This window comes from Colwellia piezophila ATCC BAA-637 (assembly GCF_000378625.1).
Classification (GTDB): Bacteria; Pseudomonadota; Gammaproteobacteria; order Enterobacterales; family Alteromonadaceae; genus Colwellia; species Colwellia piezophila.
Map to the genome: position 1 here is coordinate 272237 of NZ_KB905164.1, position 15176 is coordinate 287412.

11 protein-coding genes are annotated in these 15176 nt (G+C 36.8%); 2 read left to right on the forward strand and 9 right to left on the reverse strand.

What is annotated here, in order from left to right; all coding sequences use genetic code 11:
- The first annotated feature begins 251 nt into the window (after positions 1-251).
- The gene (locus tag F580_RS0110035; RefSeq protein ID WP_019027593.1) at positions 252-1802 is read left to right on the forward strand and encodes an HD family phosphohydrolase; all 1551 of its coding nucleotides are present in this window, start codon (positions 252-254) and stop codon (positions 1800-1802) included.
- A gap of 11 nt (positions 1803-1813) precedes the next feature.
- Here the strand turns inward: F580_RS0110035 and F580_RS0110040 are convergent, their stop codons facing one another.
- Positions 1814-2818, reverse strand: a complete 1005-nt coding sequence (locus tag F580_RS0110040) for an adenosine deaminase (RefSeq protein WP_019027594.1) — start codon at positions 2816-2818, stop codon at positions 1814-1816.
- Positions 2819-3244: 426 nt separating this feature from the next.
- Between F580_RS0110040 and F580_RS0110045 the strand changes: the two genes are divergently transcribed.
- Entirely contained in the window at positions 3245-3523 is a 279-nt protein-coding gene (locus F580_RS0110045) for an HU family DNA-binding protein (RefSeq protein ID WP_019027595.1), read from the forward strand.
- 760 nt (positions 3524-4283) lie between these two features.
- Here F580_RS0110045 and F580_RS0110055 read toward each other — a convergent pair.
- From F580_RS0110055 to F580_RS24305, 8 genes are all read right to left on the reverse strand, one after another.
- Complete coding sequence (locus F580_RS0110055; RefSeq protein WP_019027597.1) at positions 4284-4568, reverse strand: hypothetical protein; 285 nt, start codon at positions 4566-4568, stop codon at positions 4284-4286.
- A gap of 226 nt (positions 4569-4794) precedes the next feature.
- Positions 4795-7476, reverse strand: a complete 2682-nt coding sequence (locus tag F580_RS0110065) for a hypothetical protein (protein WP_019027599.1) — start codon at positions 7474-7476, stop codon at positions 4795-4797.
- A gap of 22 nt (positions 7477-7498) precedes the next feature.
- Entirely contained in the window at positions 7499-7999 is a 501-nt protein-coding gene (locus F580_RS0110070; protein WP_157443068.1) for a hypothetical protein, read from the reverse strand.
- 510 nt (positions 8000-8509) lie between these two features.
- A complete protein-coding gene (locus F580_RS0110075; RefSeq protein ID WP_019027601.1) occupies positions 8510-9196 on the reverse strand; it encodes a MaoC family dehydratase in 687 nt (228 codons plus the stop codon).
- Between the two features lie 254 nt (positions 9197-9450).
- Positions 9451-10887 carry a 30S ribosomal protein S12 methylthiotransferase RimO gene (rimO, locus tag F580_RS0110080; RefSeq protein WP_019027602.1) on the reverse strand — a complete coding sequence of 479 codons (1437 nt, stop codon included), beginning with the start codon at positions 10885-10887 and terminating at the stop codon, positions 9451-9453.
- A gap of 404 nt (positions 10888-11291) precedes the next feature.
- Positions 11292-12326 (reverse strand): GGDEF domain-containing protein, encoded by a 1035-nt coding sequence (locus F580_RS25485; protein ID WP_019027603.1) that lies wholly within the window; start codon positions 12324-12326, stop codon positions 11292-11294.
- Positions 12327-12733: 407 nt separating this feature from the next.
- On the reverse strand, positions 12734-13393 hold the full coding sequence (locus tag F580_RS0110090; protein WP_019027604.1) for an NAD(P)H-binding protein: 660 nt from the start codon (positions 13391-13393) through the stop codon (positions 12734-12736).
- 410 nt (positions 13394-13803) lie between these two features.
- Complete coding sequence (locus F580_RS24305; RefSeq protein WP_083926967.1) at positions 13804-15171, reverse strand: FG-GAP repeat domain-containing protein; 1368 nt, start codon at positions 15169-15171, stop codon at positions 13804-13806.
- Between the last annotated feature and the right edge of the window lie 5 nt (positions 15172-15176).

Here is a 15176-nt window from a genome sequence, read left to right on the forward strand (position 1 = left end):
AAATTTTGGGGTGTGTTGAACTTTCGCGGTTAACTTTTGTTCTGCCATTGCTTTTAGTGCTTTTTACGCCGTATCAACTTTTTTTGTGAGGCTACATGGATGTTGCCTATTAGACAATTCAGGAGCACATTGTCCTGAACAACCACATTATTCAGTGTTGCTATGTTTTTATTGATAACTTTTACAATTTCTTTCGCGCGAGCCTATACTTTTAAATAACTCATTGTCGTTAATTTTGCAGAGGGGATAAGATGAACCGCATTGAACATTTTATTGAAATAGGCATAGCTTTATCGTCCGAGAAAGATCATCGGATACTATTAGAGAAAATAATTAAGAGTGCTATGGTACTAGCCAATGCAGACGGCGGGACTATATATTCTATTTCTAACAACAATGAATTGATTTTTGAAACCATCATTAATAATACCTTATCACTTCATTTAGGTGGCACCACCGAGAATGAAATCAATTTCCCTGCTATCCCCATATCAAAATATGGTGAAGTAAATGACACTGCACTTGTCGCTATTGCCGCGAGGACGGGGCAAGTAATTAATATTGAGGATGCTTATCACTGCAAAAATTACGACTTAAGTGCAGCTCAAGCAATGGATAAAAAGACAGGTTATAGGACCCAGTCTGTCTTGACCTTGCCAATGAAAAACCACCAGGGTGATCTTAACGGCGTTATTCAACTCATCAATGCCAGCAATGAGCAAGGGCATATCATTGCTTTTAGTAAAGAGGCTGAAAAAATGACTCTCGCGCTATCCTCTTTAGCCGGTGTAATTATTACCAATAAACAGCTCATTGATGAAATGGAAAATTTGTTTTCATCATTCTCTAAGCTTATTGCTTCAGCCATTGATAAAAAATCTCCTTATACTGGTGGTCATTGCCGCCGCGTACCGTTAATCACCATGATGTTAGCTGAGGCTTGTGACGAAATTAGTGATGGCCCTCTCGATAGCTTTTCTATGAGTAAGGAAGACTTTCATGAATTAGGTGTTGCGGCTTGGCTACATGATTGTGGCAAGGTCGCTACGCCTGAATATGTGATGGACAAAGCAAAAAAGCTTGAAACAGTATTTGATCGTATTGAGTTAGTGAGTGCTCGCTTTGAAATAGCGGCTAGAGACATTTATTCGTCTGATAAATATGATCAAAATCAAAAGGCTTTGTTACTACAAGCCCTTGAGTCTGATCGTGATTTCATCTGTCTTGCTAATACTGGCGGCGAGTTTTTTGATGACGCTAAAATAGATAGGGTTTATAAAATAGCTAAAAATTATCAGGTAACGATAAAAGGAGTAAAACAAGACATATTAACTGCAGATGAAGTGTACAATTTAATTACCAAACGTGGCACTTTAAATCCTGAAGAGAGACGAATAATTAATGGCCACATGGATGTAACCGTTGAGATGCTTGAGTCTATGCCTTTTCCCAAGCACTTAAAACGTGTACCCGAGTATGCCTGTGGCCACCATGAAAAAATGGATGGTACTGGCTATCCTAAAGGCTTAAAACGCGATGAAATGTCAATTCCCGCCCGAATAATGGGAATTGCCGATGTATTTGAAGCGTTAACAGCAAATGATCGTCCGTATAAAGACCCGAAAACATTATCTGAAACGCTGACCATAATGGGGAGAATGAAGTTAGGCGACCACCTCGACCCTGATTTATTTGATGTTTTTATCAAAAAGCAGGTGTACCTTAAGTTTGCTGAAGAATATCTAGAAAAAAGTCAGCTTGATGAGTTTGATATAACTCAAATACCTGGCTGTCATAGTTAAAGGTAACCTTGCTAGTTCTGCTCTAAATAATCCAATGTTCGCTGTAAAAGTGGCTGTTTCTCTTGCTCGCTAATAAAACTGGCATGAATAGCATTAACGGTAAATTGCGCCAATTCCGCTTTGCTCAAGGGGTGTGCATCTGCTACAGCGATAAAGTTGTCAGTCATGTAACCACCAAAATAGGCAGGATCATCTGAGTTTATTGTCACACACACACCATGGCGCAGTAACTCGACAATATTGTGCTCGGTCATGTTCTTATATACTTTCAATTTAGTATTCGATAATGGACAAACGGTAAGTGGTATTTTTTGTGCTATCAGTTGCGCTAATAAAGCAGGATCCTCTGTGCAACGTACGCCATGGTCAACTCGGTCAACTTTCAATAACTCAAGTGCATCACGAATATTACTAGCAGGCCCCTCTTCCCCCGCATGAGCAACTGATTTAAAACCATGGTCAATGGCTTTTTTAAAAACTCGCTCAAATTTCTGCACCGGATTGCCGATCTCCGAAGAATCTAGGCCAACCGCTATAATTTTATCTTTATGAGCCAGAGCTTGATTTAAGGTGATAAATGCCGACTCCTCATCTAGATGACGTAAAAAGCACATGATCAGTTTACTGCTGATAGCTAACTCTTCGTGACCCCTCGTTAATGCACGGTCAATACCCTTGACGACCGTGTCAAACGCAATTCCTCTCGCGGTATGCGTTTGCGGGTCAAAGAATATTTCAGTATGCATGACATGATCTGCTTTACAGCGTAATAAATAGGCCCAGGTTAAATCAAAGAAGTCTTGTTCATGAATAAGCACATTCGCGCCTTGATAATAAATATCGAGGAATGATTGTAAGTTGTGGAAATTATAAGCCGCGCGGACCTCTTCATGAGAATTAAAAGGGATGGCAATTTTATTTCTCTTCGCTAACTCGAACATTAGCTCGGGTTCAAGGCTACCTTCAATATGTAGGTGAAGTTCAACCTTGGGTAATGACTGGATGAATTTTTTCATAACTTAACTCTCCTTCAAAAAGGCTAGCAAAAGGTAAAAAATAGCTAATAAGTGACTATTTTAGTCGGGATACTCCTATAAGCATTAAAACCTACAAGTTATATTATATGCAAGAACGCTAGGTTTCTTAAGACAGCAGTAAAATAATTGCGTGTTGCTGAGCTGTGTTGGCCGGGTTAATTTACTTTTCGATGGGATAATACCGAGGGTGCCAGGGTGTTGAAAACTTTCAGTTGTTTTCAAATAAGCTTGGTGTTTAGGGGGATTTACCCCGCTACTGTGGTGCTAAATCGATAAATGAATGGTCTGCAAGCTTATTCTCTTGACTTAATAGCATCTTTTCGCACTTAGATGATTATTTCTATTGCTCAATTCACTGTTATTTCTTAGTATGTTACTGACAACAATAAACAAGGAATAATAATAATGAATAAAAGTGAATTGGTAGCAAAAATTGCTGAAGGCGCAGACATCACAAAAGCGGCTGCAGGTCGTGCATTGGATAGTTTGATTAGCTCGATAACCACTGAACTGGCAAATGGCGGTGATGTGGCATTAGTGGGTTTTGGAACTTACAAAGTCAATGACCGTGCTGCTCGTATTGGTCGTAATCCTCAAACAGGTGCGGAAATTCAAATCGCTGCTGCTAAAGTACCCGCTTTTAAAGCAGGTAAAGCATTAAAAGACGCTGTTAATAACGGCTAATCAAGTCAAACATAGTCCCTTATAAATACAGAGGGAACTAGTGATGACCGATATGATTATAAAGGCGAGCAGTTAAGTTACTCTACTGCTCGCCTTTACTTTAACCGCCAAATAGCATGCTCACTTCATAGTTAGCGCATCTCACACTGTTAGCATCTCCAACCAGTGAATATTTAAAACACCCTACACGGTCTAACTGTGCTTCACTTAAAACATCGCAAATTGGACGAGAATCTAAATCACCATTTCTGCACCTTTATACGAGTTAGTTACATCGTAATTTTCAGTGAGTAATTACGTAAGAACACGCTCATATTTGAGTTGTTTTTCCCGGTAGTCCATGTTTACACCAATACCACAGAGGCGTTTTACTCTTAAATACTTTGTTAATGATATTGAGACTATTGATATATTATGGCTGACCCTAGCCTCAACTGACTGTTCTCGAAGTGAAATTAACTTTTCAGTATTATCGTTTTTTTTGAGCCAGAACTCTTGATTAGTCAAGACTTCAGAATGTATTACCTATGCCTCTACTCTTCCTCTGTTGTTACTTCCTCCGCCTGACGAGTGTATATGTGTTTCGGCGTGTTTATCGTTTGATAACAGCATTCCTGTATCTACAAACATTTCAAATTTCATATTATAATTCCTTTATTTTAGTGAAATTTTAACCTACAAGTGAAAACATAGGCTTAATAAACAGAACAGTTTTACACTTGACATTTGAACTTAATCTTCATTAATTCAAATTCTTACATTACTCCTTATCAATCTGATAGATAGCCAATAAGACCTGTCGTTCTTGTGGAGTGAGGTCATTTAATGCCTTACGTAGGTTTTTAGCGTAACGTTTATGGACATCCGGGTCTTGAGCAATAGCCACATCAAGTTGGGTTTCATATTTTTTAACAAGTGTGGACATCTTTTCGATTTGTTTTTTATTATCGGCATGCAACATCCAAGTAGAGCCTAATATGACAAGAAACCCTCCGACTTGCAGCGTTTTTTCCAAAATTGAACTATTACTTTTTTCAGTGGACATATTGGTAACCTAAGCTATTTTGTGATTAATATAATTTTAGTTTTAACTCTATCAATTGACTTATACAAGTCCGTATATGAGTCTGCAAAACTTTGTTCGATGAGAAACATATTTGCAATGACACAGGTAATTAAAAAGACTTCGAATATAATTTTTTTAAAGAAGCCTTTTATCCCACTCATTCTATTGTTCGAAGGCGTTGACACTTCTGATGCTCCTATAGCCATTATATGACCCACCGACATGGATAAGATTGCACCCCTTTGTTATCGCCACTAAGCATCTTGGGAATAAATTTAAAATCCAAGCCCTCAAGATAGTAACAGGTATAATACCGGTCTTTTTTATCCTTAAACATAATGACATTGCCCTTAGTTACCCCCTTAGGTAATAAGTTAGTAACTGCGTAACGATTACCCATATTGTTATTTAACATTTTGGTCAACTTATCTTCAAGACGCTGCCTCATGGACTGCTTAAGAGAGTCAGAAGTGGGAAGAGCGACAAGAAAATCTGTTGAGCGGAGATCATCGAGCAATGATATTTTAAACATCTCTTTATAGTTAGGATTAAAAAATATTTTTGAATCCAGAAGTAGGTCAAAGTCCTTGTGTCCCATAATATTAGGAACAGTGACCTTAGACACTTTTCCATCATTAAACTTAATGCCCATAGCAAAAAGTACATCATACTGTTTTCTATATAAAACGATATTAACGTCATCGCTCTCTACCATTAAATTACTATCGTAGAGGCCTGGAATCGACTTAACAAATTGATAGACTTCATCATCCGCAGTAGTAAGTTTAGGAAGCAAGGCAGGCGGCAACAACCTGTTAATGTCAACTTGGATAGAACCAGCGATTGAAGTTAATAACACCTCGGAATCAAGTATATAACCCAAAGAATACGAGCCAGCTAACTCTAGCTGAGTCTCCTTAGCTTCGGTTTGATTGACAAAGTCATGCATGGCCTTTGTAAACAGACCATTGAACAAGGGTGATGCAAAAATAGGAATGGAAAAAATGGGAATTACAACGATCCATATTGGGATGAAGCCTGCAAGTTGATGTTCCTTGCCATGATACCGATGATACAAAGGAATAATAATAATCTTTGCGAGCATCATCATTACAGAAAGCACGCTAAGGCCGATAGCAATTGTCGGTACAAGGGTAAACTTTATTGCGTCATTTCCAAGTTCATAAAAAAGCCCACCTTTTTTAAATCCTTCTTCTGCACGAGAATTTAAGATTTGAACAAAGTCCAAGCCATCTCTTGGTTGGGCATTCTTCCACTGTAAATAAGAATGTTCTTCACTATCTGTTGGCATATAACCAACATAGTAATATTCCCCTAAACGCTTTTTAAAATATTGTTGGATCTTCGATAATTGATAGAATTCTTTACGATTTGTCACTTGGGTATCCGCAAGAGATACATCAACTTTACTGGCATTGAAATAAGATTTTTCAGCCTTTGCCAGCAACTTACGAATGTTATTGCGAAAGTAGTTTTCTATGATGGTCCGATCATGCAGAGTCCAGTCATCAGGAACTTGAAAACCCTTGTTTCTAAGATGCTTCACCCTTGTTTTTTGTACCTTAGCCAATCTGGTAAACTGCTTCCTTGTCAGCTCCAAGCTAAAAGGATATTTGGACTCAAGATAAGCTACATGTGCATCTTTTATATCATCATCATCAATTAAAAATGCTTCCTTATAAAGCCGAGAACATTCTTCATGATTTTGGTCTGTTGCAATATCACAGGCCAGCCCTTCAATAAGTGCAGGGCCAAATAATATAAGAGCTTTAGCTAACTTATAAAAGCTTGTACCTAACCAGAAATCCTCATCCATCGGGGCCATTTTATTTTTTGCCAGAATAGGTAAAAGTTGTTGGTAGACATTCTCCCTACAACCCTTTTGCTTTATACATTTTTTTTTACTGTAATAAGATTTATGTGCACCAAGGATTTTCTTTTGATTGCTCCAAAAGTACAGACTGTATTCATCAATTCCTGATATATCGTTGTAATAAGAAGTCCATAAATCTTCAGTGATATTTTCAACTTCTCTTATCTCAGCATTAACCAGTTTTTTAACTGCAAGCGGGTCATCAAGTTGTTGCTTTTTCTCTTGGTAAGTTTTGTGAGCTATGGCAAAAAAATCAAACTCACCATCAGCAAATGACTTCGAGCTTAAAAACATAGGCTCAGTTATACGCTGATAATCTTTTTTTTCTTTTGTATCAATCAAGGTTGCAGCGATAGTGTCGGACTGTTCGGCAATTTTCTGGTTGATAGATTTCGAAACAAGTGCCAATGAAGGGATCAAAGCCGATACGATTTTAAAATGTTGCTCATCTTTTTTCGCTTGGTTAAGAATTCCTAGATTGCTCACTTCAAGCATGTCAGCGATATACAATTCTTTAAACATTATCGCTCGCACCGAACTAAATTTAGTCTCGGGATCAGCTGAATAGGCAATCACATCAACCAAAACTCGCAACGAGATTGCGATCAAAGCCCATAAGAACAAAAACACTACAGCTTTGAGCAAACCCTTGAGAAAACGTGATTTAACTTCTAAAAAGAATAATTTGTGAAAAAAATGACAAAGTACATTGTAAACAAAACCACAAAATACAAAACTTAAACCAAACCCGGTAATAATCCGCCCAATCAATTCCAGACGTTTGCCCTGCTCAAGCCATTCGTTACTAGTTAGCAGAGTCTGTGAGGACTGGCTATAAGTTTCAACCAAAGCAAGATTGAGGTTTATTTCAAGGATCAGGTAAATCACTGCCACCAGTAACGAAGTGATGAGAGCTAGTTTATTTTTCTTCACCACAGGTTTTATTGGAAGATCAACAGGAAGACTTCCTGTTTCTTCATTTTGATTAACCACTGAGTATGACTTCCTTGTTTATTTAGGTATTGATAACTACTTTTTTTGATTCTATCGTCAGTTTCTTTTTTGTCCTAACCTCGGGGTCGGTATTAAGACAGGACTTGCATGGTTTTTGTTTATACTCATCAAACTTAACCTGTTGCTTTTTACCCTTTTCAGTTAAATATAACCCTGTCGTCCATAGTTTTTTTTGTTTTGTTAAATTAGAAAAGTCTGCATTATTAGGAAGAGCCAGTATCAGTTCAATTGTGGAAAGTTTTTTATCTTTTAATAAAGTTTGAAGTTCATCAATGGACAACGGTGAATGATTCACTGTTTCTATCAAGGTCAACTCCGACCCTTCGAATTTGAAACCACGACTATGATAAGCCTGTGAAAGTGTCTGGTAGATGTAAGAAATCCCAACTTCATAGTTTGCTTCTACCTTTTGTTTCGGCAAATATTTTGGGGAAGCACATGCAACAAGAAAAGTTGCAGATAGGAAAAAAAAGTTAACTTTCCACTGTTTTTTATAGTTCATCAGATCATCCATAAATCTTTTGTTAAATAATAACGTTAAACATTCAGCTTGATTTAAGAACAACATCAAGTTGGTGTACATTGAATGGTATTACGTTAATCTTTCCGAGATGATCTTACTCTACACTTTATTAACAATCAAGCAATTGTAATGAAATGTGATGTTATTCAATACCTTTGTTACCTTGTAACATTTATATACTTCAAGTACGTAAACTTAAAATACAAATTAGCATCTTCATCCTTGCTGTAGTGGTTACCTATTTATAGATAATACTCTACTTCAATATTTATAATACCAGTTAAGTTAAAACCACAAAGCTTTGAATGATTCAACAGTAACTGAAATACTATTGCTTATTATGTGAAAGTAAGATTTAAACAATATAGCAAACGCCCAAAAATTCGTATTTTCAGCACAAATAATTTGTCTTTAAATTTGGCCATATGCTTGGCATGTAAACTAACTGACTCGATTAACAGCTTTATTACTTTTATTTAGCGAATAAAACTAAAAATATATACGTAATACCGTTTCAGCCACACAAGCCAAACGTTTACTGTTTTCAACTTCGATACTGACTTCATTAACCACTTCGATACTACGCTTCATTGGCACTAATTTGATTAGTTTAATGCTGGCCCTAACACGAGTACCCGCTTTAACAGGGTAAGGAAAGCGTACTTGGTTCAAGCCAAAGTTAATAACCATCTTGGCTTCAGGATAAGGGTTATTATCCAAATCAACTGAATTAGTTAATTTGGGGATTAATGATAAGGTTAAAAACCCGTGTGCTATTGTCGCTTTAAAGGGCGACTCTTTCGCCGCACGGACAGGGTCTGTGTGAATCCACTGTTTATCACCGGTGACCTCTGCAAATTGATCAATACACTCTTGCTCTACCGAGTGCCATTCACCGATAAAGGTGACGGTATCTATTTTTTCAAGCAGGCTCTTATAGGTTTTTTCGGCCTTAGGTACCTGTATCAATACCTCTTCGGTCTTAGTCTCTTCTGCATCGACAGGACTAAACTGAGAAAACCAAGGGTTATTTAGCGTATTTCTAAAAGGCATGGTGATTTTATTATTGAACAAATCAGACAAATTTTTAAACTTAGGCTCTAATTTGGCAATAAACTGATCATTTTGGTGTTGTAAATTTCTTCTTTTTTCTCTAATAAATGCAATAACTTTCATATACTAGCCTTATCAATACCTTGCTACTTAAATTTATTTTCTGTGAATGTTTTTAATTAACTATGCCACGTAGGCATCAGTAAATCATTAAAGTGAGTCTCTATGTAAATACAAACTTAACTTTACCCTAATCATCCGTCATCTTCCTTAATGAAATTGTTAGTAAATTACATTGGCACAACAATTAAATTTATAGCCTTAATAAGTTCAATAGTTAGACTTAAGCTGAATAGTTAAGCCTAACTACTTGGTTATTAATCTTCTACGCGCACACCCCACACATCATGCTCATCCGCATGAATAATTTTGACCCAAAACATATCGCCGGGTTTAGCATCAAAGTCATCCGACAAATAAACTTTACCATCAACTTCCGGTGCATCCATATAAGAGCGCCCTACTGCGCCAAGAGAGTTGACTTCATCAATGAGAATTAAATACTCTTGGCCAATGCGTGCTTGTAATTTATCTGCACTAATTTTAGCCTGAACTTCCATGAATTTTTGTAGACGTTCTTGCTTAACGTCTTCATCTACATGATCAGGTAAATTATTGGCGGTAGCGCCGTCAACATCAGAGTAAGCAAAACAACCAACGCGGTCTAACTGTGCTTCTTCTAGAAAATCTAATAACTCTTGAAATTCGTCTTCAGTTTCACCTGGAAAGCCAACAATAAAGGTAGAACGAATGACTAATTCTGGGCAAATTTCACGCCATTTTTTTATCCGCTCTAACGTTCTATCTGAACTACCAGGGCGTTTCATCAACTTCAAAATACGTTTACTAGCATGTTGCAATGGAATATCTAGATAAGGAAGGATTTTACCCTCAGCCATTAACGGAATAACTTTATCAACACTTGGGTAGGGATAAACATAATGCAAACGCACCCAAATCCCCAGTTTACCCAGTTGTTCACACAAAGCTAGCATGCTTGTTTTTACCGGCATACCATCCCAGAAATCAGTTTTATTCCTAACATCTACACCATAAGCCGAGGTATCTTGAGAAATAACTAATAACTCTTTCACGCCAGCATTTTTTAATCGCTGCGCTTCACCTAAGACATCACCAATTGGGCGGGAGTCTAAATCACCACGCATTGACGGGATAATGCAGAAAGTACAACGATGATCACAACCTTCAGATATTTTTAAATAAGCATAATGCTTAGGCGTAAGCTTAACGCCCTGCTCTGGCACCAAATCAATAAACGGATTATGCTCAGGTTTGGCGACATGTTCATGCACTTGCTTTAAAACTTCATCATAAGCATGGGGGCCTGTAACACCTAGAACATTAGGATGAAGTTCGATAATTTCGTCTTTCTTAACACCTAAACAACCGGTAACCAAAACCTTGCCATTGGCGGCTAATGCTTCACCGATAGTATCAAGGGATTCTTGTACTGCCGAATCAATAAAACCACAGGTATTTACAATAACTAATTCTGCATCATCGTAAGAATTAGTGACATCGTAACCTTCAGTACGTAACTGAGTAAGGATGCGCTCACTATCAACTAAATTCTTTGGACAGCCGAGAGAGACGAAACCTATCTTTGCCGGACGTTCTGGACTTTTTTCACCTTGTGTAGCTTTAGATGTGAAAATAACTGACTGCTCTTCAATGACCTTTTTAGGTGTTTCTAGTGTGGTAGTTTGTTTCGGGTCAAATTGAGTAACTGTCATAGGGCGCCTTTACTAATGTAAATGATTCAGGTGAATTTTAGTGCGCAGATTATACAGGAAACTGACGGAGATGTCTTTAGTGTTTGCACTGGATGGTTACAGCGTCATAAGTGGTTGTTTAACTGTCTTTATTGCAAACCTAGGGTATTTGCTAAGGCTGTTGTTTAATGGACAGCATTATACAGGAAAGATGTTTCAATTGGGGATGAACATTTAAGACTCGGTGTCCAATTAAGAAGATTGCTACCATTTCATAATTAAGCCATTTTATTCTCTTACGTTTTTTACTAATACTTACTGAGTTCTATAATTAAACAAACCTACTTTTCTAAGGTTGTATTGTATGTTGTAGAGGCGTATCTGGTTAAGTTAAAACCGTATTTTCTTCATGTTCAAATATTAAGTTAAAACAAATCTACATCTCCACCTTTAATCACAGGTTTTTTAGCTACTCCTTGGCTCAACATATCTTCAAAAAAAGTAATTTTATTTTTACCCTGCTTTTTACTTTCATATAAGGCTTGGTCTGCATAATCTATAGAAGTTATATGGAATGTTTCTCGCCTAAATTCAACTACGCCAATACTAACAGTTACCTTATCTACGCTTGGAAAACTATAGTCCTCCACCCTACGCCTGAAACGCTCCAGTATTTGAATACACTCTGTTTGGATATCAGCACTCAATAGAATAACAAATTCTTCTCCTCCAAAGCGGAATTGCAAATCTTCGGATCTGAAGCTGGAACGAATAATTTGCGCTAAATGGATTAATATTTCATCTCCATAAAGGTGTCCAAACTCATCGTTTACGAGTTTAAAGTTATCAATATCGATAATCGCTAGCCAAAAAGTTTTTTTTCTTTTAGCTATTTGTTGACTCTTTGTCCTTCTTTCATTTCCTACTTTTTCGTACTCCTGAGGAAAAGCGTTAAAGACTGATGAAATAGCAGAATCAAATGTTTTTCTGTTGGAAAGTCCGGTTAATTCATCGGTTTGTGATTCATATAACAATGTAATAAAATTGTTATATATACTAAGAATACCAGAAAGAACATAAGACTGAACTTTCTCTATTTTTTCTGGTAAATTAATCACTAAGAACTGTTCACTTTTTCTATCGTGATGAAGTAAGCGAATTAATGAATAACCTAATTTAGTTTTTAGGTTGTACTCTTCCAGAGAAGATTCATTCATGTACTCAAACGAATTTTTTAATGCATCATCTATCAAAACAGTGTTGTCATTAACAACACAATGATTTTTTTCAAAAGATATGTGAAATATAATATCTCCCGTCTTATTAATTGAAATTATTTTTGTTTTCGAGCAACTCATCATCCCATTAACGCTTTTTAACAGACTGAAAGCCAATAATTCAGCATCACGCTGAGAGGTGAAATTTGCTATATGGTCGACAAGAGTATTAGGTTGATACATCTAGAAACTGCTTTTAGTTATTGGTAAGTAAATGAGATTTTATCTCCGTTGTTAATTATATTATGAACGGTGCTGATCAGGTATATATTCTATTTAACAGCCCCTGTAAAACTTTTAAATGTCAATATTAATTATCGGCAAAGAATCGTTGTAATACAAGAATGTTATTTTCTAAGGCTCTAAATTCTGAGAAAGTAGTTGGATATTGGGATATAAAGCTCTTTATAGTTAAAAGCATTATAGATAATTTTAGAAGATAAATTGAGTATTCCAATCTTAGAGGTGCCTTCGGTGTAAAGTCTACCGGTTGGTTTGACCTTTGGCTTTAGGTCAGAACCCTTGATTCTAGCTTCAATTTAAAAATTCAAATAAGAAGAAGTCTGATTTGTCATCGACCCCGTTTGCTCCTAGCTTTTTAAAGTGACTTTATCTTTAAGCATTGCTGCTGAGGAACAAACAAAAACACCCTTGGTAGGATTTGTAGCATAATGAAACATGGCTGTAGCCACTTTTGTTACTTGGATAATTTTATAGTTTTGTGGGATTAATGAATTGAATGCTTTCATGAAAAATGTGCCTAATTGCTCAGCAAAGCGTTTTTCCACTCTATCGCCAACTAACATTGATGGCCGAAAAATACCAAGGTATTTATAAGCCATTTGTCGTAACTCAGCCTCTACATCCCCTTTCACTTGGTTATAGAATAATAATGAGTCACTATTTGCCCCCATCGCTGTGACAATAGTAAATAGCTCAGCACCTCTCTGCTTCGCTATTTTAGCGACATTAATGACATATTGTTGATCTACTTGACGAAAGGCTGCTTTGGAACCCGCACGTTTTATCGTGGTACCTAAGGTACAAAAGACATGGTCAATCAATAAGTCATCTAGATCGATTTTTTCAAAATCAACGACTTTTTGCTCTAATTTTTCATGGTTTATATCAAGAGGTCGCCTAACAAGCACTACAACCTTAGAATAAATAGGTGATGCAAGTAATAAGGTCAGCAACTCCTGCCCTATTAAGCCACTAGCACCTGCTAACAAGGCTACTTTTGATTTCATACTGCTCTCAACTTGTTGTATTTAATTATTATTAACACGCCTATAAACTGTCATTTTAACATCAAACTTATCCTATTCGGTCATTCAGAACAAACTAATAAAGGAACATGATTAGTCATCAAAGCATACCAATGAATACGGGCTAAATATTTATTACTGTATTTTTTTAGTTTATCCAAATAGCAATAACGGTCTTTTTCCCGAGCAAACAGGCTTGCCTGTTGTTACCTCATTGAATGACATGTTGGGGTATATGGGGAATATTCAACCTTGCTGCTCTTGGCATTATGTAATTATTTTTATCAAGTGACTTTTATCAAGGGGTGGATAAATAAGTTTAAATCAAGTGAACTGCCCCCTTGGTTTCTTGCTCGCTACAGCACAGTATCTTTTGCTGTAGCGACATTTTCTTAGTTATTTTTTTTAGAGAGGGCCCCCTTACCCAAGCCTTGTCTAAACAGCAAAGGAACTAAGACAAATAAAAGCCAGGTTAGACTGCCGCCCGATTTTTTTTCACTATCACTCGATGCACTTTCATCTTTTTTGAAAATAGCAGTTAGCGCTAAACTAGATGATTTTATTACAATGCACTGGTCGAAACCTGCAGTTGCATAATAGTAGAATTTCTTGTTATTAAATTCCCCTGTTGCGACATCAATATAAGAATCATTATTAAAATCACCAAAAGCGGTGGCAGTTACTCCTTCTTCCGGTCTAGCCACATTGACAGATTTGGAATATTCTCCCTCTCCTAGCCCATAAAACAAACTCAGTATTGAGGGTTTATAATGAGCCGTTAAAATATCAACATGGCCATTTTCATCAATATCTCCAAAGGCGGCGCCGTAACTTGCCCACTTAGATGAAACAAGCTTTCGGTCCTTACCATTTTCATTTGAGTAAACAGCAATCTCTCCTAATTGTATTTCTGCGGTTAAAATCTGTGGTATAGCATTTTCATGCGCTTGATAAGTATCGAGTGTTATAGCTGCTTTTTCAGCAATAATTTGCTGCTCTTTAAACCCTTGGTCAGTATTTTTAAACCAAGAGATTTTTTCATTTTCAATACTCTCCACTAGTGTAAAGAGATCACCATTAGTATTTGCATCAAATGAAGAAATAACAAAGTCAGGACGACTATCTAAATCATAATCAATAACAGAAAAAGAGTAAGGACGGGTATTTTCAAAGGTGAAGGTTTTTTCATAAACAAAACCACCATTACCATCGTTTAAGTACATTTTAATGCCTCGACCATCTGAATTAAATTGAGTAACAAACAAGTCTTTATAACCGTCATTATTCCAATCATAACTATCTAAGGAGGATGGGTAAGCGAGATCAGATATAATGGTCTTACTAATAAAAGTGCCGTCTCCTAAATTTTCATAACTGTTCACTTTGCCATTAAATAAGCTGATGCCAATCAAATCATCGATACCATCATTATTAATGTCTATTGTCTCTAATGATTTAGCCCCTCCTGCTGCGCTGCCAATCTCGCGAACATCCTGATTTTCTGTTGGGATTATCACGCCATTACCCATATCACATTTCTGACCTTGCCAACCGGTAAAGTACCAACCAGGAGATGCCTTAGTCACTAAGGTTTGAGATGATTCAGCCGTTGCAATATCACAGCTACTGGTACAAGTTTTACTCGTTGCTTCAACTTGGCCTTGACCTTCAATGGTTAAATCTATGTTAAACGCCAGAGCGGTGAAATGAGTAGTGGCAAGGCAAATTAAAGTTATCACTTTTACTCTTATTATTTTCATATTTT

Coding starts and splice junctions, on each gene's coding strand:
- F580_RS24305 (WP_083926967.1), bottom strand. CDS start 15,171: ATGAAAATAATAAGAGTAAAAGTGATAACTTTAATTTGCCTTGCCACT.
- F580_RS0110045 (WP_019027595.1), top strand. CDS start 3,245: ATGAATAAAAGTGAATTGGTAGCAAAAATTGCTGAAGGCGCAGACATC.
- rimO (WP_019027602.1), bottom strand. CDS start 10,887: ATGACAGTTACTCAATTTGACCCGAAACAAACTACCACACTAGAAACA.
- F580_RS25485 (WP_019027603.1), bottom strand. CDS start 12,326: ATGTATCAACCTAATACTCTTGTCGACCATATAGCAAATTTCACCTCT.
- F580_RS0110040 (WP_019027594.1), bottom strand. CDS start 2,818: ATGAAAAAATTCATCCAGTCATTACCCAAGGTTGAACTTCACCTACAT.
- F580_RS0110090 (WP_019027604.1), bottom strand. CDS start 13,393: ATGAAATCAAAAGTAGCCTTGTTAGCAGGTGCTAGTGGCTTAATAGGG.
- F580_RS0110055 (WP_019027597.1), bottom strand. CDS start 4,568: ATGTCCACTGAAAAAAGTAATAGTTCAATTTTGGAAAAAACGCTGCAA.
- F580_RS0110075 (WP_019027601.1), bottom strand. CDS start 9,196: ATGAAAGTTATTGCATTTATTAGAGAAAAAAGAAGAAATTTACAACAC.
- F580_RS0110070 (WP_157443068.1), bottom strand. CDS start 7,999: ATGAACTATAAAAAACAGTGGAAAGTTAACTTTTTTTTCCTATCTGCA.
- F580_RS0110035 (WP_019027593.1), top strand. CDS start 252: ATGAACCGCATTGAACATTTTATTGAAATAGGCATAGCTTTATCGTCC.